Origin of the sequence: Bacillus cereus group sp. MYBK108-1 (genome assembly GCF_051917185.1) — a bacterium.
Taxonomy (GTDB): Bacteria; Bacillota; Bacilli; order Bacillales; family Bacillaceae_G; genus Bacillus_A; species Bacillus_A cereus.
In genome coordinates, this window is the sequence record NZ_JBQAHZ010000026.1 from 25766 (window position 1) to 47057 (window position 21292).

The window sequence follows — 21292 nt, forward strand, 5'->3', positions numbered from 1 at the left end:
CAATAACTGAATCTTTGTAGGAGGTACGCCAAGTGCATACGTTATTATCAGTTTTACTTATTATTGTATCGATTTTAATGATTGTTATGGTACTTATGCAGTCTAGTAATAGCTCAGGCCTTTCAGGTGCAATTTCAGGCGGTGCAGAGCAATTATTTGGTAAGCAAAAAGCACGTGGAATTGAAGCGGTATTAAACCGCATTACAATTGTTTTAGCTGTATTGTTCTTCGCATTAACAATTGGTGTTACGTACTTGAACTTATAGAATTGAAAGAAGAAGCGTTAGTGAATGGTACTAATGGTTCTTCTTTTTTTGTTTTGCTATTTGAAAGATGTTTCTAATTAGATTATAGAAATACAAATATGGTACACTAGATATAGAAAGAATACGACTAGATTACAGAAGAGAAAGAGGAGAAATACATGATGAAATTAGCATCTCCGAAACCATTTACATTTGAGGGTGGAGACCGCGCTGTTTTATTACTACATGGATTCACAGGGAACTCAGCTGATGTACGTATGTTAGGGCGTTTCTTAGAAAAGAAAGGCTATACTTGTCATGCACCAATTTATAAAGGGCACGGTGTACCACCAGAAGAGCTTGTTCATACAGGTCCTGAAGATTGGTGGCAAGACGTAACGGAGGCATATCAGCTTTTAAAAGATAAAGGTTTTGAGAAAATTGCTGTTGTTGGATTGTCACTTGGCGGCGTATTTTCTTTAAAATTGGGTTATACAGTACCGGTTTTAGGTGTAGTACCAATGTGTGCACCTATGTATATTAAGAGCGAAGAAACGATGTACCAAGGTATATTGGCATATGCCCGCGAATATAAAAAACGTGAGCAAAAATCACCAGAACAAATTGAACAAGAAATGTTGGAATTCCAAAAGACACCGATGAATACATTAAAAGCATTACAACAATTAATTGCTGACGTACGTAACAATGTGGATATGATTTATGCGCCAACATTTGTTGTACAAGCACGTCATGACGAAATGATTAATACAGATAGTGCTAACATTATTTATAACGGTGTAGAATCTACGTTAAAAGACATTAAATGGTACGAAGACTCTACGCATGTCATTACACTTGATAAACAACGTGACGAGCTACATGAGGATGTATATAACTTCTTGGAGCAACTAGATTGGTAAGATCTAGTTGCCTCTTTTTTTCATAAGGAATTTTTTGTGAAAACTGTAAAAATCATAAGGGGAGTATTGAAGTTTCACTTTATACATCCTCTATCTTTCGGATACACTAAATAATATAAGGTTTTAAAGGAGGTATTTTTGCTTGGAAGAAATCATACAAGAACATATTGATAAGTTGTTATTATTTATGAGAGAAGAAGCGTATAAACCGCTAACGATACAAGAGTTAGAAGAGGCATTTGGAATTGAAGGTTCTGAGGGCTTTAAAGATTTCGTAAAGGCACTTGTAACGATGGAAGAGAAGGGACTTGTTATTCGTACTCGTAGCAACCGTTACGGTCTTCCTGAAAAGATGAATTTAATACGCGGTAAGTTAATTGGACATGCACGTGGTTTTGCATTCGTTGTACCAGATGAGAAGAAAACGGGAGACGATGACCTTTTCATACCGCCTACAGAATTAAACGGTGCGCTTCATGGCGATACCGTATTAGCACGCCTTAGTTCCCAATCGAGTGGTTCGCGTCAAGAAGGTTCAATTGTACGCATTTTAGAACGCGGAACGAAAGAGTTAGTTGGTACATATACAGAATCGAAAAACTTTGGGTTCGTTATACCTGACAATAAGCGCTGGACAAGTGACATTTTCGTATTGAAAAGTGCATCTATGGGCGCTGTAGAAGGTCATAAAGTAGTTGTGAAAATTACGAGCTATCCAGAGAATCGTTTAAGTGCAGAAGGTGAAGTTATTCAAATTCTAGGTCATAAAAATGATCCAGGAGTAGATATTTTATCTGTCATTCATAAACATCACTTGCCTTTAGCGTTCCCTGAAGAAGTGATGGAACATGCAAACAGTGTACCAGAAACGATTTCAGAAGAAGATTTAAAAGATCGCCGTGATCTACGTGACCAAATGATCGTAACGATTGACGGTGCAGACGCAAAAGATTTAGATGATGCTGTTACAGTAACGAAGCTTGAGAACGGTAACTACAAGCTAGGCGTTCACATTGCGGATGTAAGTCATTACGTTCAAGAAGGCTCTCCAATTGATGTTGAAGCAGCGGAAAGAGCGACGAGTGTGTATCTTGTTGACCGTGTAATTCCGATGATTCCACATCGTCTATCTAACGGTATTTGTTCATTAAATCCGAAAGTAGACCGTCTGACATTATCTTGTGAAATGGAAATCAACAACTTAGGTGATGTTGTTAAACACGAGATTTTCCAAAGTGTGATTAAAACAACAGAGCGTATGACGTATGCTGACGTAAGAAGCATTTTAGAAGATGAGGACGAAGAGTTAATTAAGCGTTATGAGCCATTAGTACCGATGTTTAAAGAGATGGGCCAATTGGCACAAATTTTACGTGAAAAACGTATGCGCCGTGGTGCAATTGACTTTGACTTTAAAGAAGCGAAAGTATTAGTGGATGAAGAAGGAAAACCGACAGACGTTGTCATGCGCGATCGTTCTGTATCAGAGAAGTTAATTGAAGAATTTATGCTTGTTGCGAATGAAACAGTAGCAGAGCACTTCCACTGGATGAACGTACCATTCATGTACCGTGTCCATGAAGATCCGAAAGAAGATAAGCTTGAGCGTTTCTTCGAGTTTGTAACGAACTTCGGATATGCAGTAAAAGGACGTGCGAATGAAGTGCATCCTCGCGCGCTACAACAAATTCTTGAAATGGTTCAAGGACAGCCAGAAGAAGTAGTTATTTCAACAGTTATGCTTCGTTCTATGAAGCAAGCTCGTTACGATGCGGATAGTTTAGGACATTTCGGTTTATCAACTGAGTTCTACACACATTTCACATCACCAATTCGTCGTTACCCAGATACAATCGTTCATAGATTAATTCGTGAATACATTATTAACGGTAAAGTCGACAACGAAACGCAAGCAAAATGGCGTGAAAAATTACCTGAGATTGCAGAGCATTCTTCTAATATGGAACGTCGTGCTGTTGAAGCAGAGCGTGAAACAGATGAGATGAAAAAAGCAGAGTATATGGTTGATAAGATCGGTGAAGAGTATGACGGTATGATTAGCTCTGTAACAAACTTCGGTTTATTCGTAGAGCTTCCAAATACAATTGAAGGTCTTGTACACGTTAGTTATTTAACGGATGATTACTACCGTTATGACGAGCAACATTTCGCTATGATCGGAGAACGTACAGGAAACGTATTCCGCATCGGTGACGAAATTACAATTCGCGTTATTAACGTAAACAAAGACGAGCGTGCAATCGACTTTGAAATCGTTGGCATGAAAGGCACACCTCGCCGTAAGTTCAAAGATCGTCCAGTCGTTATCGAGCAGCCAAGAACAGGCAGAAAGAAACGCGGTGGACGTAGCGAGCGCAGTAATGAGCGCGGCGGTGAACGTGGCACAGGTAGAAAATTTGACCGTGGTGGTAAAGGAAAAGGAAGAGGATCTGCATCTGCATCTGCTAGCCAGCCGGGAAAAAAAGATGGTAACGGTAAGAAGAAAAAAGCATTCTTCGAAAACGTACCAGGATTCAAGAAGAAAAAGAAAAAGCGTAAGTAAGAAAAGAGTGGCTTCGCTTTGATGAAAAGCGGGGCTTTTTCTTTTTTCTTGGTGGCTTGAGAGCGAGCCACTTTCGCTTTTTATTAACATTTGTTACAATAGTAAAAATAGAGGAGGGACGTTATATGCCAAAGGGTACAGGTAAGGTTATTGCACAGAACAAAAAAGCATTTCATGATTATTTCATCGAAGAAACATACGAAGCAGGGCTTGTCCTTCAAGGAACGGAAATTAAGTCGATTCGCGCTGGACGCGTAAACTTGAAAGATGCGTTTGCACGTGTACATAATGGTGAAGTATGGGTTCATAATATGCACATTAATACGTACGAACAAGGGAATCGTTTCAACCATGATCCACTTCGTACGAGAAAATTACTTCTGCATAAAAAAGAAATTGATAAACTAGCGGGCGCTGCGAAAGAAACAGGTTACGCATTAGTTCCACTTAGAATTTATTTGAAAAATGGATTTGCAAAGATGGCACTTGGTTTAGCAAAAGGTAAGAAGCAATATGATAAACGTCACGATTTAAAAGAGAAAGAAGCTAAACGTGAAATTGCACGCGCGTTCCGTGATCGCCAAAAGATGTAATACAGATATTTACATTTGTAAAATGGAGCGCGTATGTTATAATAACTTATGTAAGGTTGTTGCACATTGAAAAACAGCTCTTAGTAGCTATCACGATATTTTCTTCGTATGCTCCATTTTTATCATGGGGACGTTACGGATTCGACAGGGATAGTTCGAGCTTAGGTTGCGAGTCGAGGGGATCGGCCTCGTTAAAACGTCAAAGCCTATAATTGGCAAACAAAACAATCTTTCTTTAGCTGCTTAATTGCACTAAAGGTTCCTCCCTCCATCGTCCATGTGGTAGGGTAAGGGACTCAAACTAAGTGGACTACGCCGGAGTTCGCCGTCTGAGGACAAAGGAAGAGAACAACCAGACTAGCAACTTGGAAGCCTGTCGATAGGCCGAAGAGTTCGCGAAATGCTAATATATCGACTACACTCGTAGAAGCTTAAGTGCCGATATTTTTGGACGTGGGTTCGACTCCCACCGTCTCCACCAATACATATTTGGTGGTTTTTTTATTTTGTATGATATGAACCATAACTTTGCCAGGTTGGCAAGGTTATGGTTCTTTTTGTTTGTGGTTTTATAGAATGCTGAAGTTGATGGGACGATATCCCTGAAATAGAAAATGAAGAAATGGTTATTGACGATAAGCAGGTAGATAATATAGCTGCTAGTAAACGCCCAATTGTTGAGTTCTTATTATTTTTTCACTTTATTCGAATCTTCATATGTTTTGTGTTTTTATCCATACCTATTGTAAGATTATATAGAGTTCTCCTAATAAACTGTTTTAATGGATTATTTAGGGGTTTTAAATTTATAAATCTTAAATTATTTTTTCGGGATAATTTTTTTATCTAAATAATTTATATTGAAGTAGAGGTGAACCATCGGTGAAGCAGGTGTTGGTGATTAAAAATGAACGGTCTTCAGCAAAGAAAATCGTAAGCGGTTTAACGCAAGAAGGTTACTTCATTTTAAAACTTCACAATGAAAACGAAGGTTTAAATATAATATATGAACAAGATTGGGATATTATCATATTGGATTGGGATTCATTAAGTATATCTGGACCAGAAATTTGCAGACAAATACGACTTGTTAAAACGACACCGATCATTATTGTGACTGACAATATTTCTAGTAAGGATTGCGTAGCAGGGTTACAAGCAGGAGCAGATGATTATATAAGAAAACCATTTGCGAAAGAAGAATTAGTAGCAAGAGTTCAAGCAATTTTAAGGAGAAGTGATTGTAACCAGCAAAAGGAGATAAACTTTTTTCAGTTTAAAGATCTCTTTGTTGATGCATCTAGCAATATTGTGAAAAAAGGTGGCAAAAACCTCTCGCTTACTAAGCGGGAGTACGATTTACTTGTATTTTTAATCAAGAATAAAAACACAATATTGAGCCGTGAAATGCTTTTGAATCAAGTATGGGGATATAATATAGTAGTAAATCCAAATGTAGTAGACTTATATATTGGGTATGTAAGAAAAAAGTTAAAGTGCGAGAAGAAAGAGAGATATATTCAAACGATACACGGCAGAGGCTATTCAATGATTGAATGATAAAATAAGGTAATAGAAAAAGAGTAAAACTATTTCATTCAGTTTTACTCGTTTTTTTATTAAATGTGATAATCAAATAGTTTCTGAGAAATATTAATAGATGAAAACTGTAAAAAGAATATTTCTATCAGGCAATGGATTATGAAAACATTAGCTATTAATGAGCATCTTTTGGATAGTGTGGAGGGGACGAGTTGAGACCAGATCTACTGAAAGTTTCTACTCGAAAAAAATCGACACGCTCTGAAGAATAAAGGTTAATCAATACACCCAACTTCACATATTACTTTCTATGCCTGATTTTATGAATTCACACCATTCACAAGATTTTCACAGAATTAATGACTATACTAATTAACAGGATGTTCAAATGAAAATGATTATCAATAGCGATTCGATTGAATAAAAGTTACCTTCTAATTCAATCTATGGATGTCATCATTTTCGAAATAAATCACACTATAAGGAGTATACATATGAAAAAATCTATGCTTTTAAAATTAGTGAGTATTCTAGCAATTTTCACTTTAATGTTAGTAGCTTGCTCAGATTCAAGTAAAGAAACTTCGAAGGCTAATAATAAAGATAATGGTAGTGATAAGCCAAAAACGGTTGAAATCACTGATGCTCATGGAACTGTTAAAGTCCCTGTAAACCCAAAGAATGTAGTTGCTTTGGATAACAGAACGTTTGAAACTTTATCTGATTGGGGAATTAAATTAGCGGCTGCTCCAAAGGATATCATGCCTGCTGATTCAGCATATAAAAAGGATGAAAAAGTTCAAAATATTGGGAATCACCGTGAACCAAATCTAGAAATTATTGCAGCGGCAAATCCTGAACTTGTAATTGTTGGTCAAAGATTTGCTGACCATTACGAAGAAATCAAAAAATTAGTACCAAATGCAGCAGTTATTGATCTTAATTTTGATGTTTCTGAGAAAGCTACTAAGCCTGGCGAAAACTTAGTAAAAGGACTTAAAGATTCTACAGTTACTTTAGGAAAAATCTTTAATAAAGATAAAGAAGCTAAACAATTAGTAGCTGATTTTGATAAATCTATTGAAAAAGCAAAATCTGCTTATAACGGAAAAGATAAAGTTATGAGTGTTATCGTTACTGGTGGTAATATTGGTTTTGCTGCTCCACATTCTGGTCGTGTTTGGGGACCAATGTATGAAATTTTCGGTTGGACTCCAGCGTTAGAAGTTTCAAATTCTACTGCAGGTCATAAAGGTGATGACGTTTCTGTTGAAGCTATTGCACAAACAAATCCTGATTGGATTTTCGTATTAGATCGTGATGCTGCAACATCTGATGCAGCTAAGTCAACACCTGCTAAGGATGTTATTTCTAAATCACCTGCTCTTCAAAACACAACTGCTGTTTCTAAAAAACAAGTTATTTATGCACCAGAAGATACTTACACAAATGAATCAATTCAAACTTATATAGAGTTATTTGGAAATATGGCAAAAACTTTAGCTAAGTAGTGTAAAGGGGTACGAAACAGTGTCAAAAAATATGATTTCTAGGGTTGAGAATATTTCTCAACCCCAGTTTTATAATCAAAATAAAATATGGACAAAACCTTTTATAATAGCAGTTATAGTTGTTATAACTTTAGGGATTATATCACTGTTTACTGGAGTTTATGATATACGTGGACAAGAGGACGGGACAGAGATGTTTTTCATAACTCGTGTTCCGAGAACAGCTGCATTAATGCTTACTGGAGCTGCGATGGCGATGGCAGGGCTCGTAATGCAACTCATTACACAGAATCGCTTTGTTGAACCTACTACAACGGGGACTATTGAATGGTCAGGCTTAGGCCTGCTTTTTGTGTATTTATTATTTCCTGCCCCGACTTTAGTTCAAAGAATGACTGGTGCAATCATTTTTTCTTTTATAGGAACTATGATTTTCTTTCTATTTTTAAGAAGAGTTAAGCTTCGTTCGTCTTTAATTGTTCCGATTATTGGATTGATGCTTGGAGCAGTAATTTCTGCAGTGTCTACTTTTTTAGGACTCCTTTTTCAAAAGACGCAAAGTATTGAAACTTGGTTTGTAGGTTCATTTGCTAACATTCAGGTGGGAAGATATGAATATTTATGGCTGATTGTTATCATTACTTTTCTTATTTTTATGTATGCTAATAGATTGACTTTAGCTGGACTAGGAGAAGATGTCGCAACAAGTCTTGGAGTTAATTACAATAGAATTGTTCTTTTTGGGACTGCTCTTATCTCTGTTGCAGTTGGAATTGTTGCAGCTGTTATTGGACACTTACCTTTCTTAGGATTAATTGTGCCAAATATCGTTTCAATGTTTAGAGGTGATGATCTTAGGAGTAATTTACCTTGGGTTTGTGTGATCGGAATGGGATCAATAACTGCCTGTGACATCATTTCTCGAACAATTATACAGCCTTTTGAATTACCTGTTTCTTTAATACTTGCAACAGTGGGAGCAGTCGTGTTTATTACTATTTTATTGAGACAAAGAAAACCAAGGAGGCTACGATGATCACATTAGAATATAGAAAAAAAGAAAATGTCGAAATCGATTCTAGCCTTCATAATGAAAGTAGATCAGCTAGCGCTTTTCGGTCTAAGAAGGAAGCAAGACGTTATTGGATTTTACTGATAACATTGATTGCTTTAGGTCTTCTTTCTTCATATGGACTTTTAGTTTATAACAATCCAGTTCCGATAGATTCACCTTCTTTTATCCCAGTCGTTAAGAGAAGGATAGTAGCTATTGTTGCAATGATTATCGCTGCAGTTTGCCATAGCTTGTCGACAGTTGCTTTCCAATCTATTACGAATAATAAAATTATTACTCCATCGCTTTTAGGTTTCGAATCACTTTATTCAGCAATTCAAACGAGTACAGTATTCTTCTTTGGTGCTAGTGCGTTAATAAATTTTAATGGAATTGGATCATTTTTATTCCAAGTTGTTGTTATGGTCTTCATGAGTTTGATACTTTATGGATGGTTACTTTCCGGTAAATACGGGAATTTACAACTTATGCTTTTAGTTGGAATTATTATTGGTACCGGGCTAAATTCTGTGTCAACTTTCATGAGAAAACTACTTGCGCCTTCAGAATTTGATATCTTACAAGCAAGATTATTTGGTTCTGTTAATCATGCAGATCCTGCATATTTTCCTATTGTAATTCCTATGATCATAATTGTAGCGGTATTAATTTTTGCTCATTCTAAGAATTTGAATGTTTTGTCACTAGGAAAAGATGTTGCTACTTCTTTTGGAGTTAAATACCAACCTAGTGTAATTTATACGCTTGTATTAGTAGCTATTTTAATGTCCATTTCAACAGCTCTAATTGGGCCACTTACTTTCTACGGCTTTTTAGTGGCAACTTTGAGTTATCAGGCAGCGTCAACTTATGATCATAGATATATTTTTCCGATGGCTTTTGCTATAGGATTTTTAATAATGACGAGCGCATACTTTTTAATGTATCATGTATTCCATGCTCAAGGTGTAGTTTCAGTTATTATTGAATTATTCGGTGGAATCATATTCTTAACTATAGTTTTAAGGAAGAGGGCTTTATGATAAAAATTGATAATGTTAAAAAGTTCTATACTGATAAGGTAAAAATAGGACCTTTGGATATTGAAATACCAAAAGCAGGCTTTACTTCTTTAATTGGACCAAATGGCGCTGGAAAGTCAACGACACTTTTGATGATTGGCAGACTTTTAGATATGGATGAAGGTCAAATTCAGGTAGCAAATATGGATGTTTCTGAATCCAAATCAAAAGACTTAGCAAAAGTTTTGACTATATTGCGACAAGAAAATCATTTTGTAACTAGGCTTACTGTGAGACAACTAGTTGGATTTGGGCGCTTTCCTTATTCAAAGGGAAGATTGACTAAAGAAGATGAGGCTATCATCTCTAAATATATCGATTTCTTAGATTTAACTAGTTTAGAGAATAGATATTTAGATGAGCTTTCTGGTGGTCAAAGACAAAGGGCATATGTAGCAATGGTATTGTGCCAAGAGACGGAATATGTACTTTTGGACGAACCTTTGAACAACCTTGATGTTGCTCGTTCTGTTCAAATGATGGAGCATTTGAGACGTGCAGCTAATGAATTTGGACGAACAATTTTGACTGTTATGCATGACATAAATTTTGCAGCTAAATATTCGGATAAAATTTGTGCTATGAAAGATGGACAAATTGCTGCTTTTGGAACAGTAGAAGAAGTTATGGACCCAACACTTTTGACAGATATTTTTGAAACAAAAATAGAGATTATTAATGGTCCTTATGGGCCGATCGCAGTTTATTAGTTATAAAATGTCTTGCGTAGATTATGCAAGACACTCTAGTTGAAGTTGCTGTCTGTATTTTATAGGCAGCAGCTTTTTTTATGTGATTACTCATAAAATGCAAAAGAATGCTTCACCTTTTCAAGTATGTACCAAGTGGAAAAAATATCTCTGTATAATTTTTCAAAAGAATTCAGCTTGTTTTTTTATATGTAATATTGCATATCAGAGTGTATTGATAAAAGTGTAAGGGGTCACTATAATGAGGGCATAAAGATAAATCAAAATTTCGTAGCAATAAAAAGGAGGAAATAATATGGAAATCGCAATGGCAGTTTTAAAATTTGTAGGTGGCGTAATCCCGTTAATTCAAGAACTTTTAAAAGCATTTATGTAAATTTATTAGTTAGCAATCATTATTATATTTTACTAAAAAAAGAACGGGGTGATTTTTCTGAATATTAAGAAAAACACTAAAAGAAGAAAGTTCCTTGCATGTTTATTAGTTAGTCTATGCACTATTAATTATTCATCTATTTCCTTCGCAGAAACACAAGCAAGTAATGCAACTGATGTAACCAAAAATGCTAGTGGCATTGATACTGGTATAGCAAATCTTAAATATAATAATCAAGAGGTTTTAGCTGTAAATGGTGATAAAGTAGAGAGTTTTGTTCCGAAAGAAAGTATCAATTCAAATGGTAAATTTGTAGTAGTAGAACGCGAAAAAAAATCACTTACAACGTCACCAGTCGATATTTCAATTATTGATTCTGTAGTGAATCGCACGTATCCAGGAGCTGTACAACTTGCAAATAAAGCTTTTGCAGACAATCAACCGAGTTTATTAGTGGCTAAGAGAAAGCCTTTGAATATTAGTATAGACTTACCGGGCATGAGAAAAGAAAATACAATCACTGTCCAAAATCCGACATATGGTAATGTAGCTGGAGCAGTAGACGATTTAGTATCTACTTGGAATGAAAAGTATTCTACAACACATACGTTGCCTGCAAGAATGCAGTATACGGAATCCATGGTTTATAGTAAATCGCAAATCGCAAGCGCTCTTAATGTTAACGCTAAATATCTTGATAACAGTCTAAACATTGATTTTAATGCGGTTGCAAATGGAGAGAAAAAAGTGATGGTAGCGGCGTATAAGCAAATATTTTATACGGTAAGTGCTGAACTACCTAACAATCCATCCGACCTTTTTGATAATAGCGTTACTTTTGATGAGTTAACTCGAAAAGGCGTAAGTAATTCGGCTCCACCTGTTATGGTTTCAAATGTAGCTTATGGTAGAACGATTTATGTAAAATTAGAAACAACATCTAAGAGCAAAGATGTACAAGCTGCTTTTAAAGCCTTACTTAAGGATAACAGTGTTGAAACAAGTGGACAGTATAAAGATATTTTTGAAGAAAGTACCTTTACTGCTGTAGTATTAGGCGGAGATGCGAAAGAGCATAACAAGGTTGTTACTAAAGATTTCAATGAAATCCGAAATATTATTAAAGATAATGCTGAATTAAGTCTTAAAAATCCAGCATACCCAATTTCATATACAAGTACTTTCTTAAAAGATAATGCAACTGCTGCTGTTCATAACAATACAGATTATATTGAGACGACAACTACAGAATATTCAAGTGCTAAAATGACACTTGATCATTACGGTGCTTACGTTGCTCAATTTGATGTATCTTGGGATGAATTCACATTTGACCAAAATGGGAACGAAGTACTAACACATAAAATATGGGATGGTAGCGGAAAAGACAAAACGGCTCATTACTCTACAGTTATCCCACTTCCACCGAACTCAAAAAATATAAAAATTGTTGCAAGAGAATGTACAGGTCTTGCATGGGAATGGTGGAGAACAATTATTAATGAACAAAATGTTCCATTAACAAATGAAATAAAAGTTTCAATTGGAGGAACAACATTATACCCAACAGCTAGTATTAGTCATTAAGTATAAAAAAAGCGCCCTATAAGTAGGGCGCTTTTTTACTTAGTCACAAATTTTATTTTGTATCGGTATGTTTTTAGGTTTTGTAAATCATCAACTATAAGGTGGGAATATTGTGAAGACGAAAAGCTACATGTTTTTCGTCTTTTCGTTCTCTTGCTTAATAAGAAAGATCCTGCAACTCAGTACAGGATCTTTAATCAAACGTATTTAAAAACTAAATTGTGGCTTCATATCACCTTTATAAGGTTCATGTTCAACGAATATGGTGATATCTTTACCTGCTTGATCTTTACCAGTTCTTTTATACGTAAATTTATTCTTATTTAGTTCAGTAAGTTCAAGAGCAGCACCGTATTTGTTATTTCCAATTGAAACATGGGCTCTTATTTTATTTTCGTGTACAACATCGAAGTAGCCATAATCACCGCGGCTTTGACCTGTTTCGCTATTGAAAAACTCATATTTATTAGATTTGTCATCAAATTTTGCTAAACTTATAAAATTCGAATTAAACTGTGTTACATCGTTACCAGCTTCATCTACTACTTTTGTTCCGTGCCAAAGGGTACCGCCTAAAATTTTATCTCCATCAACGTTTTTAACAATATCTCCTGTAGTCGTGTTCAGCTGCTTGTCCGGATCAGTGAAAGAAAGTTCTTTTTCTTTATATGGGACATGTTCAACGAAAACTTCTACATCTTTACCGTTAGCGTCTTTACCCATTCGTTTATAAGTAAATACATTTTTATTTAGTTTTGTCATGTCAACGACAGCTTGATACTTCATTGATTCTGAAATTAATATTCTCTTCTTCCCATCATTTGTGACAAAGAAAGTGCCTTTATCGCCACGACTTGCACCTGTTTTAGCATCAAAAAATTCATATCTGCCTGACTTCGCATCATATTTTGCAAGACCAATGAAGTTTGCATTCTCTTTTGTTAAGTCATTCTTATCTTTGTCATACACTCGTGTACCTTGCCAATTTGTCTCGCTAAGAATATTAGCCATTTTTTGCCCTTTAGTTAATTTATTTTCCTTTTTTGTTTCTTTAGCAACTTGTTCTTGTTTTTGTTTTCCATGATTTTCTTCAGCTTTAGTACCAGCACACCCTGTTAATGCTAATGTGAATCCGAGCAGTACGGATGAAAGTGCTTTTGCTTTTTTGTTCATGTTTTATCGTCTCCTTATTTTATGATTTCAAGTAGTACGGTTAGCGATTATGGTAGCAGTGCGTCATATATGAACTTAGTTGCTACGTTTCTTATGTTAATACCTGACTATAAACTGCCTCTAAATAAAACATTAAAAAAAGATAAACTAATTCCTAAAATTTGTTCATATTTATAAAAAATCGCTAGCTTGCTGTAGTGCCTACGAGTAATCCAAAAAATACATTGTAAAGAAGAAGGAAAGCCGCTAATAATAATGTAATTGCTAATATAGCTAATCGATTGTAGTGCAAAACTTTTGAGAAAAACTGTAGGGGTGGTGTTTTTGTAGGATTCTTTCGTTAGCAATCGGTTGTACATCATCATAAATTTGAACACCTACTGTATCGGGTAAGAAGAAAGTAGCCCCTTCATTGTTCGCAATATGTTGTACGTGAATAACTGTTTTATGTTTTTCACGAAATGCTTTCAAAACTTCTTTCGCTTTTTGTGCGGCTTTTTCAGGTTGATGTAATTCCATATTGCCACCTTCAAAGTAATCATTTTGTATGTCTACTAATAGCAACGCTTCGTTCATCGTTATGCCCCCATACTTAGTGATTCAGCACGTTATTTGTACTGTACCGTTATTATATAAATTGTAGCTATGCGGAAGTAATAACGTTGTGAAACGATTTTGGGGTATATAGTTTCAGTGTGAAAAAAGTGAAAGTTGCTATAAGTACAAATGGATTTTGTGGACTTCACGGCAAAGTTATAGATAGAGTGGCATTGCAGGGTTAAAAACCATAACTTTGCTGGAGGAGCGGGTTATGGTTTTTTTATGAGGAAATACGATTTTAAGTTTTTGCTGAAGGTGTTTTTCTAGGATATGCTGTGAGTGATTGGAGTGAGGTAGTGTCAGATATTGTCGACCAATCGATATATTGGAAAAATCGTTGATATATTGTGAGTTATGATAGATATATTGAAAAAATCGTTGATATATTGTGAGTTGTGATAGATATATTGGAAAAATCGTTGATATATTTGTAAAGGGGTGTTTGAGGTGATTGTGAAAGAAAGAAAAATGCCGATTTATATAAGACAGTTAGAAGCACTGCTTAGAAGGTTACCTGTACATCATCCAAAACGAAATTTAATTGGAGAAAACTTGGCAAAACACATGGCGGGGTATAAAGGGGAGCAAGCAATTGATTATCCACTTAGTTTTATTTCTGAGAAAGAGTATAGTGTTTTACATGATGTTCGCTTATCTAATCATGATCAATACTTTCAAATTGATACTATTATCATTTCCACAAAGTTTCTTCTTTTTCTTGAGATAAAAAATATAGCAGGTACATTAATGTTTGATGCAAAGTTTAATCAACTTATCCGAATAACAGAAGGAAATTCAGAGGGATTTCCAGATCCGGTTTTACAAATAAAAAGGCAAGAAATACAATTAAAGAAATGGTTAAGCTTACATGGATTTTCCTCTAGTCTTCCAATCGAGTCCCTCGTTGTTATTAGCTCGCCTCGTACCATTATAAAATCTTCAGATGACAATCTTCTTCATACAATTATTCATAGTGCAAATTTACCTCATAAAATAAAGTGGTTTGAAAGTAAATATAAGAGAAAAGTTATAGATAATGTAGATAGGCTCATTCATCAAATACTAACGGATCATTCTCCACTTCAACAAAATATACTTGAGCAATATAAAATAGAAAAAGAGGAGTTGTTAAATGGAGTACAATGTGAGAAATGCTTAGTTATTCCAATGGTTAAAGTGAAGAAGGGCTGGCGTTGTACAAGTTGTAAAGATTTTTCAAAAGTGGCACATGAGGATGCTATACGAGATTATGCATTGCTCATTAGTACGACATGTACGAACGGTAATTTGAAAGAGTTTCTCCATGTTTCGTCGGGTATGGTTGTAAACAGAATTCTCCACACACTAAATCTCCCCTACACTGGCAACAACAAAGGACGAATATATGATTTAACTTCTTTCCAATCGTAATTTTGCTATAATAAATAAGTACTTATACGAAGGGGAGTCTAAAGAGAAAATGAAGTCATTTAATATCGATCATGTTATAGCTAGTGTTTTGCAATGGATATTAAATATAGCTTTAATTATATTATCCATTGTGTTATCGATTTTCTTAGTGAATGAGACAATTACGTTTGTGCAGTATATTTTTTCGGCAAAAGAGTATACGTCTTATAAATTGGTTGAAAGTATCATCGTCTATTTCTTATACTTCGAGTTCATTGCATTAATTATTAAGTATTTTAAATCGAACTATCATTTCCCGTTACGTTATTTTATTTATATCGGAATTACGGCCTTAATTCGATTGATTATTGTGTCTCATGAGGAACCGATGGAGACGTTATTATACGCAGGAGCAATTCTTGTTTTAGTTATTGCTTTATACATATCGAATATGAGAGATTTGAGAAAAGAGTAGTAGTGCAGACGTAAGTTTGCACTACTTTTTTACATCTTGACCTTCAAGTTGCTTGAAAGTTTACAATGAAATTAGGGCGTTTGAAATCGAAAAAAATTGAGAAATTAAGTGAAGAGGTTTCTTTTACTTGGAGGTTATAGAAATGAATCAGGAATTGAAGTTACGTCCATTAGAACGAGAAGATTTAAAGTTTGTACACGAACTGAATAATAATGCGCATATTATGTCGTATTGGTTTGAAGAGCCGTATGAGGCATTTGTGGAGCTGCAAGACTTATATGATAAACATATACATGATCAAAGCGAACGCCGATTTATCGTTGAGAAAGACAATGAAATGGTTGGATTAGTTGAGTTAGTAGAAATCGATTATATTCACCGTAGAACAGAATTCCAAATCATTATTGATCCGAATTATCAAGGATATGGTTATGCAGTGGATGCGACGCGTTTAGCGATGGATTACGCTTTTTCCGTACTAAATATGCATAAAATTTATTTAGTTGTGGATAAGGAAAATGAAAAGGCAGTACATGTTTATAAAAAAGTTGGGTTTATGGTAGAAGGTGAGCTTATCGATGAGTTTTTCGTTGATGGTAACTATCATAATGCGATAAGAATGTGTATGTTTCAGAAGCAATATTTTGAAAACAAGTAGTTGAAAGATTCGGAAGTAATGTTGACGCTTCGTAAAACCGTATGCTAAAATCCTTTTTAAGTATTAAGGAAGGTGCATAATATGCTTTATATAAAATTTGTAAAACTCATTAGAAAACTTTGCTCCGCACAAATGTATACGGTGAAGCGTTGTACGGAGCTTAATCAAAGGGCATAAATCCCCTATATTCATCGGCTGAATAACTTTTCTAAAAAAGTATAGTTTATCTATGCTTATTTTGTTATGGTTTTTCAGCTGGTGTATAAAATAGATTAAGGGGCCATAGACAATGCTTTGTCTATGGCCCTTTGTGTATATTATTCCGATGAGTCTTTACTATAAATTGGAGTAGTATAGGAAAAACCACGAAGCAGAGGGCTAGTGTCGAATGACGCTATCTCTCTGCTTTTTTTAATTTCAGGAAAAGAGGAATAAAAATGAGTTTACTTAAAGTGGAAAGTTTATCACATAGTTTTATAGATAAAGTATTATACGAAAATGCTTCTTTTGATTTGCATAAAGGGGAGCATATGGGAATTGTTGGACAGAATGGTGCAGGAAAAAGCACATTAATGAAAATATTGGTGGGGGAAATTATTCCTGATAAGGGAGACATAAAGTGGCAACCTAATATTCAAATTGGACATCTTGATCAATACGCAGAAATTGATGAGGGTTACACCATTTCACAATATTTAAAGAGAGCCTTTTATGATTTGTATGAAATGGAAAAGAGAATGAACAAGTTATATGAAGAAAGTGCGATGACTGGAGATGAAAATCAACTATTGAAAGCGGCAGAAATTCAAGGACTGCTCGAGGCTCATGATTTTTATTCAGTAGATAGTATTACGAATAAGGTGGCAGCCGGTTTAGGTATTGATGTGATTGGGATGAATCGTGTGATTGGTGAATTAAGCGGAGGGCAGCGTGCAAAGGTAATTTTAGCGAAGCTCTTATTAGAAGAGCCTAATATTTTATTGCTAGATGAACCGACGAATTTTCTCGATAAGGAGCATGTGGAGTGGCTTGCTAATTATTTAATGAATTTTGAAGGAGCGTTTATTGTCATATCACATGATTTTGATTTTCTGGAAAAGGTAACTTCTTGCATATGTGATGTAGAGTTCGGGACAGTTAAGAAGTATTACGGCAAATACTCAGATTTTGTAAGGCAGAAGGAGCATTTGCGAAAAGATTATATTCGCCAATATTATGCACAGCAAAAGAAAATTGAAAAAACGGAAGAGTATATTCGTAGAAATATTGCTGGGGTGAATTCAAAAATAGCGCAAGGTCGTCGAAAACAATTACAGCGTATGGAAAGAATTGCGCCACCAAGTTTTACTCATAAACCGTCTATTCATTTTCAGGAACTTCCCATTTCAGTTCAGACAGTTCTTGAAGTAAATAACCTTGAAGTTGGTTACGACTTCGCTCTCTTACCAAAGTTGAATTTTTCAGTAATGGGTAGGCAAAAACTTGTTATTACAGGTTTCAATGGAGTAGGAAAATCTACTTTATTAAAAACAATCGTTGGAAATATTGATAGTATTTCTGGAGAGTTTCACTTTTCAGAGCAAATAAAGATTGGATATTATGAGCAAGATTTAAATTGGAGCAATGATTCTTTAACGCCGCTTCAAATTATTTCAGAACAGTTTCCTAAACTGAATATGAAGGAAATACGCCATCATTTAGCTGCGTGTGGAGTGAAGGATACGCACGTTTCGCAAGAAATTCGTACGTTAAGTGGTGGTGAACAATCGAAGGTGAAACTGTGCGGATTATTATTATCACCTTGTAACTTATTAATTTTAGATGAGCCGACAAATCATTTAGATGCAGAAGCGAAGGAAGCTTTGCAAAAGGCGTTAATTAAGTTTAAGGGCAGCATTATACTCGTATCTCACGAAGCGAGTTTTTATCTTGATTGGGCAGATAGTATCTTTCATATAGAGACGGGATTAGTTAAGGGGGTGTGAAACATATGAGTGAAAACAATTGGAAAACGAAAATTATATTATTTTTGACCGCTCAAACTATTTCGTTGTTCGGTTCCTCTCTCGTACAATACGCGATTATATGGTATATCACCCTTACAACATCATCAGGAGTGATGTTGACTATTTCAACTGTTTGCGGTTTTCTACCACAAATTGCGATATCTTTGTTTGCAGGTGTTTGGATTGATCGTTATGACCGTAAAAAGATGATTATGTTATCGGATGGAATTATAGCGATTGCGACGTTAGTTTTAGCAATTTTATTTTTAACAGGATATAAAAGTATTTGGTTACTTTTTATTGTGTTACTCATTCGTTCAGCTGGAACAGGAGTACAAACGCCAGCTGTGAATGCATTAATTCCGCAAATCGTTCCGAAAGAGTATCTTATGAAAGTAAATGGAATAAATAGCAGTATTACATCTTTAATTATGTTTCTTTCTCCAGCAGCAAGTGCGGCGATTCTTTCTATTGCCAGCATTGAAACAACATTTTTTATTGATGTTATTACGGCTATGATTGGAATTAGTATTATGCTTATCATTCAAGTAGAGGGACATGTGAATGCAGAGAATAAGCAAAAATCTAATCTACAAGGAATTAAAGAAGGATTCTCTTATTTAAAAGAAAATGTATTTATTAAAAGGCTAATCGTTTTATTGATTATCATCATGATTTTAATAAGTCCAGCTGCTTTTTTAACACCTTTAATGGTAACTCGTTCTTTCGGGGCCGAAATGTGGAGACTTACTGCTAGTGAGATGACCTTTAGTGCTGGTGCGGCAGCTGGTGGCGTATTGATTGCCGCGTGGGGTGGTTTTCGTAATCGTATGCATACAACAGCGCTAGCTTGTGCATTATATGGACTGCTTATGATTGGACTCGGAATAGCACCGATATTTATTATGTATTTAGTATTTAATTTTTTAATTGGTATAACGATGCCGTGCTTCAATACACCAGTTACTGTGTTATTGCAGGAAAAAGTAGAACCATCAATGCACGGACGGATGTTCAGTCTTGTACAAATTGCGAATTCATGCGCGCTTCCTCTAGGAATGATAATATTTGGGCCATTGTCGGATATGTTTAGTGTAGAGATTTTGTTAATTTATGCTGGGATATTCGTGCTATTTTGCGCAATGTATATTGTATTAAGCAAGAGGTTTGAAGTGTAAATATTTATAATACAGAGGGTTTGCGAAGTGATTTAATATGCTTCGTAAACCTTTTTGTTATTATTCTAGTCAATAATTATTTATTGTTAAACGATAAATAATTATTGACTGTTAATGGTTTTTTGGATAATATGATGTTAAGAATCTAAGGAGAATTACATGAGTAGAGGAGAATGTGAAATGAAAAATAAATACGTAGTAGCTATTTCTTTCATGATTTTAGCGATTATTTCTTTAACTATACATGCTTCAAACAGTAAAGTAGGAGCGGATGGATTCCTTGAAGAACCTTTCTTTTTCCTAGTACCGATAAGTTATGTATTGTTCCTTAGTGGTATTGGCGTATTATTATTTGGATTTATTACTTCAAAGCTGAAAAAGGGCAATAAATAGGGGTTACCAATAGGGACAAAATACTCACTATGAAATAGAAACATACCATATGGAAGAAAAAGAATAAGTGAGATGAATCATGATGAACCATCATTTTTATAATGGAAGACAAGTAGGAGCAGCTATTACGCTGGCTGGGGCACAGGGAACAATTCATGCTATGAATCAAGCTATTCAAATGCAACAACAAGCATATTTTGCACAAATGATGCAAAGTCAGTATATGCCGTATTCACAGCTTCCGATGCAAATTGTACATTACGATGTACATCCAGCTGGTTTATTTTCTATTCCATATGGCGGGACATATTTCTTATGAAAGAAAGCGACTCAATAGAGTCGCTTTTTTTCATATTCCGCCTAGCTTCATTCCAAGGAATGCGAAGAGGATACCAATTATGTACGTAGCGCTTAAGTATAAAAGGAAAGTGCTAATATTTTTTCGATTGAGAAGTTGAACGGCTTCTAGTTTAAACGTAGAAAATGTAGTGAATGCACCCATAAATCCAGTACCTAATAATAGTTGCCAGCCTGTAGTAACTCCGTTGCCGATTATATATCCAAGTAAAAACGCCCCTGTTATATTAATAAGGAATGTAGCAAGTGGAAATTGTGTTTTATTTCTTTTCTTAAACCAATTGCTAATTGCAAATCGTGTAATCGCACCGAAAAATCCTCCTGTTGCGACTAATAAGGCTTCTATCATGAGTAATCACCTTCCGTAAGAGATTTCTTAATTAAGAAATCTCCAAGTGTATAGCCAAGGCCAGACATAATGAGGCCACCAAGTATGCTACATGATACATATAAGAAGGCTATGCTCCACTCAGAATGATTGATCAATTGCACAGTTTCTACACTAAATGTTGAAAAAGTCGTAAAGGAACCGATGAATCCAGTTCCGATGCCTGTGATGACCTCTGAAGGTAAGATGTTTAGCCGGGCGATATAAGTAGTTAGCCACGCTAAGAAGAAGCAACCGATTAAGTTAATGAGTAATGTTGCTAATGGAAATGAATGATGCCAAAATGTGGTGATATTAAGACCTAAATAATAACGAGAAAGAGCTCCTAATATACCGGCAATGCCGACGATAATATAAATCAATTTTCTCACCTCTTTAAATAGATTGCTCAAAAAAATAGACTCCTACCAGTATGTATACTGGTAGGAGTCATTAGCTAAGCAGCGTTTATGGCGAACTCCATCGCCTAGGATTATTACATATAGTGTA

20 protein-coding genes, 1 other RNA gene, 1 pseudogene and 1 riboswitch are annotated in these 21292 nt (G+C 35.2%); of the genes and pseudogenes, 18 read left to right on the forward strand and 4 right to left on the reverse strand.

The window, feature by feature from the left end; translation table 11 throughout:
- The first annotated feature begins 32 nt into the window (after positions 1 to 32).
- The 11 genes from secG to alo all read left to right on the forward strand — a co-directional run bounded on the left by secG (position 33) and on the right by alo (position 12186).
- The gene (secG, locus tag ACTFSL_RS25500) at positions 33 to 266 is read left to right on the forward strand and encodes a preprotein translocase subunit SecG (RefSeq protein ID WP_000557262.1); all 234 of its coding nucleotides are present in this window, start codon (positions 33 to 35) and stop codon (positions 264 to 266) included.
- A gap of 161 nt (positions 267 to 427) precedes the next feature.
- Entirely contained in the window at positions 428 to 1168 is a 741-nt protein-coding gene (gene estA / locus ACTFSL_RS25505; protein ID WP_000761976.1) for a carboxylesterase, read from the forward strand.
- A gap of 142 nt (positions 1169 to 1310) precedes the next feature.
- Entirely contained in the window at positions 1311 to 3731 is a 2421-nt protein-coding gene (gene rnr / locus ACTFSL_RS25510) for a ribonuclease R (RefSeq protein ID WP_000391088.1), read from the forward strand.
- A gap of 125 nt (positions 3732 to 3856) precedes the next feature.
- A complete protein-coding gene (smpB, locus tag ACTFSL_RS25515; protein ID WP_001123919.1) occupies positions 3857 to 4324 on the forward strand; it encodes an SsrA-binding protein in 468 nt (155 codons plus the stop codon).
- A gap of 126 nt (positions 4325 to 4450) precedes the next feature.
- Positions 4451 to 4805: a transfer-messenger RNA gene (ssrA, locus tag ACTFSL_RS25520) on the forward strand.
- A 401-nt stretch (positions 4806 to 5206) separates the two neighbouring features.
- Positions 5207 to 5884: a response regulator transcription factor gene (locus tag ACTFSL_RS25525; protein WP_000815816.1), complete on the forward strand. Its 678-nt coding sequence runs from the start codon at positions 5207 to 5209 to the stop codon at positions 5882 to 5884.
- A 476-nt stretch (positions 5885 to 6360) separates the two neighbouring features.
- A complete protein-coding gene (locus tag ACTFSL_RS25530; RefSeq protein ID WP_139019786.1) occupies positions 6361 to 7377 on the forward strand; it encodes a siderophore ABC transporter substrate-binding protein in 1017 nt (338 codons plus the stop codon).
- Between the two features lie 19 nt (positions 7378 to 7396).
- On the forward strand, positions 7397 to 8413 hold the full coding sequence (locus ACTFSL_RS25535) for an ABC transporter permease (protein ID WP_440042607.1): 1017 nt from the start codon (positions 7397 to 7399) through the stop codon (positions 8411 to 8413).
- Positions 8410 to 9474 (forward strand): iron chelate uptake ABC transporter family permease subunit, encoded by a 1065-nt coding sequence (locus ACTFSL_RS25540; RefSeq protein ID WP_000631245.1) that lies wholly within the window; start codon positions 8410 to 8412, stop codon positions 9472 to 9474. Before ACTFSL_RS25535 ends, ACTFSL_RS25540 begins: the two co-directional genes overlap by 4 nt.
- Positions 9471 to 10223 carry an iron ABC transporter ATP-binding protein gene (locus ACTFSL_RS25545; protein WP_000590061.1) on the forward strand — a complete coding sequence of 251 codons (753 nt, stop codon included), beginning with the start codon at positions 9471 to 9473 and terminating at the stop codon, positions 10221 to 10223. Before ACTFSL_RS25540 ends, ACTFSL_RS25545 begins: the two co-directional genes overlap by 4 nt.
- A 424-nt stretch (positions 10224 to 10647) precedes the next feature.
- A complete protein-coding gene (gene alo, locus ACTFSL_RS25550; RefSeq protein ID WP_440042609.1) occupies positions 10648 to 12186 on the forward strand; it encodes an anthrolysin O/cereolysin O family cholesterol-dependent cytolysin Alo in 1539 nt (512 codons plus the stop codon).
- A gap of 207 nt (positions 12187 to 12393) precedes the next feature.
- Here the strand turns inward: alo and ACTFSL_RS25555 are convergent, their stop codons facing one another.
- Both ACTFSL_RS25555 and ACTFSL_RS25560 read right to left on the reverse strand, forming a co-directional pair.
- Positions 12394 to 13359: a DUF4822 domain-containing protein gene (locus ACTFSL_RS25555; RefSeq protein ID WP_061457860.1), complete on the reverse strand. Its 966-nt coding sequence runs from the start codon at positions 13357 to 13359 to the stop codon at positions 12394 to 12396.
- Positions 13360 to 13662: 303 nt separating this feature from the next.
- Positions 13663 to 13935 (reverse strand): annotated as a pseudogene (locus ACTFSL_RS25560) (isochorismatase family protein); the annotation flags it as partial.
- Between the two features lie 477 nt (positions 13936 to 14412).
- Between ACTFSL_RS25560 and ACTFSL_RS25565 the strand changes: the two are divergent.
- From ACTFSL_RS25565 to ACTFSL_RS25595, 7 genes are all read left to right on the forward strand, one after another.
- Positions 14413 to 15369 (forward strand): nuclease-related domain-containing protein, encoded by a 957-nt coding sequence (locus ACTFSL_RS25565; RefSeq protein ID WP_440042622.1) that lies wholly within the window; start codon positions 14413 to 14415, stop codon positions 15367 to 15369.
- Between the two features lie 49 nt (positions 15370 to 15418).
- A complete protein-coding gene (gene psiE / locus ACTFSL_RS25570) occupies positions 15419 to 15823 on the forward strand; it encodes a phosphate-starvation-inducible protein PsiE (protein ID WP_000834708.1) in 405 nt (134 codons plus the stop codon).
- A 142-nt stretch (positions 15824 to 15965) separates the two neighbouring features.
- The gene (gene speG, locus ACTFSL_RS25575) at positions 15966 to 16481 is read left to right on the forward strand and encodes a spermidine N1-acetyltransferase (RefSeq protein ID WP_001071092.1); all 516 of its coding nucleotides are present in this window, start codon (positions 15966 to 15968) and stop codon (positions 16479 to 16481) included.
- Positions 16482 to 16918: 437 nt separating this feature from the next.
- Entirely contained in the window at positions 16919 to 18466 is a 1548-nt protein-coding gene (locus ACTFSL_RS25580; protein WP_440042610.1) for an ABC-F family ATP-binding cassette domain-containing protein, read from the forward strand.
- Between the two features lie 5 nt (positions 18467 to 18471).
- The gene (locus ACTFSL_RS25585; RefSeq protein ID WP_001293752.1) at positions 18472 to 19665 is read left to right on the forward strand and encodes an MFS transporter; all 1194 of its coding nucleotides are present in this window, start codon (positions 18472 to 18474) and stop codon (positions 19663 to 19665) included.
- Between the two features lie 180 nt (positions 19666 to 19845).
- A complete protein-coding gene (locus tag ACTFSL_RS25590; protein ID WP_025118109.1) occupies positions 19846 to 20058 on the forward strand; it encodes a DUF3955 domain-containing protein in 213 nt (70 codons plus the stop codon).
- 79 nt (positions 20059 to 20137) lie between these two features.
- Positions 20138 to 20377, forward strand: coding sequence for a DUF3947 family protein (locus ACTFSL_RS25595; protein ID WP_000980930.1), 240 nt, complete (start codon positions 20138 to 20140; stop codon positions 20375 to 20377).
- A gap of 30 nt (positions 20378 to 20407) precedes the next feature.
- On the opposite strand, the gene crcB (ACTFSL_RS25600) is transcribed toward ACTFSL_RS25595, so the two are convergent.
- Together crcB (ACTFSL_RS25600) and crcB (ACTFSL_RS25605) are read right to left on the reverse strand one after the other, a co-directional pair.
- Positions 20408 to 20764, reverse strand: a complete 357-nt coding sequence (gene crcB / locus ACTFSL_RS25600) for a fluoride efflux transporter CrcB (protein WP_000568587.1) — start codon at positions 20762 to 20764, stop codon at positions 20408 to 20410.
- Positions 20761 to 21165 (reverse strand): fluoride efflux transporter CrcB, encoded by a 405-nt coding sequence (gene crcB, locus ACTFSL_RS25605; RefSeq protein ID WP_000639315.1) that lies wholly within the window; start codon positions 21163 to 21165, stop codon positions 20761 to 20763. The genes crcB (ACTFSL_RS25600) and crcB (ACTFSL_RS25605) overlap by 4 nt, the downstream gene beginning before the upstream one ends.
- A gap of 54 nt (positions 21166 to 21219) precedes the next feature.
- Positions 21220 to 21279: riboswitch (Fluoride riboswitch) on the reverse strand.
- Positions 21280 to 21292 lie beyond the last annotated feature (13 nt).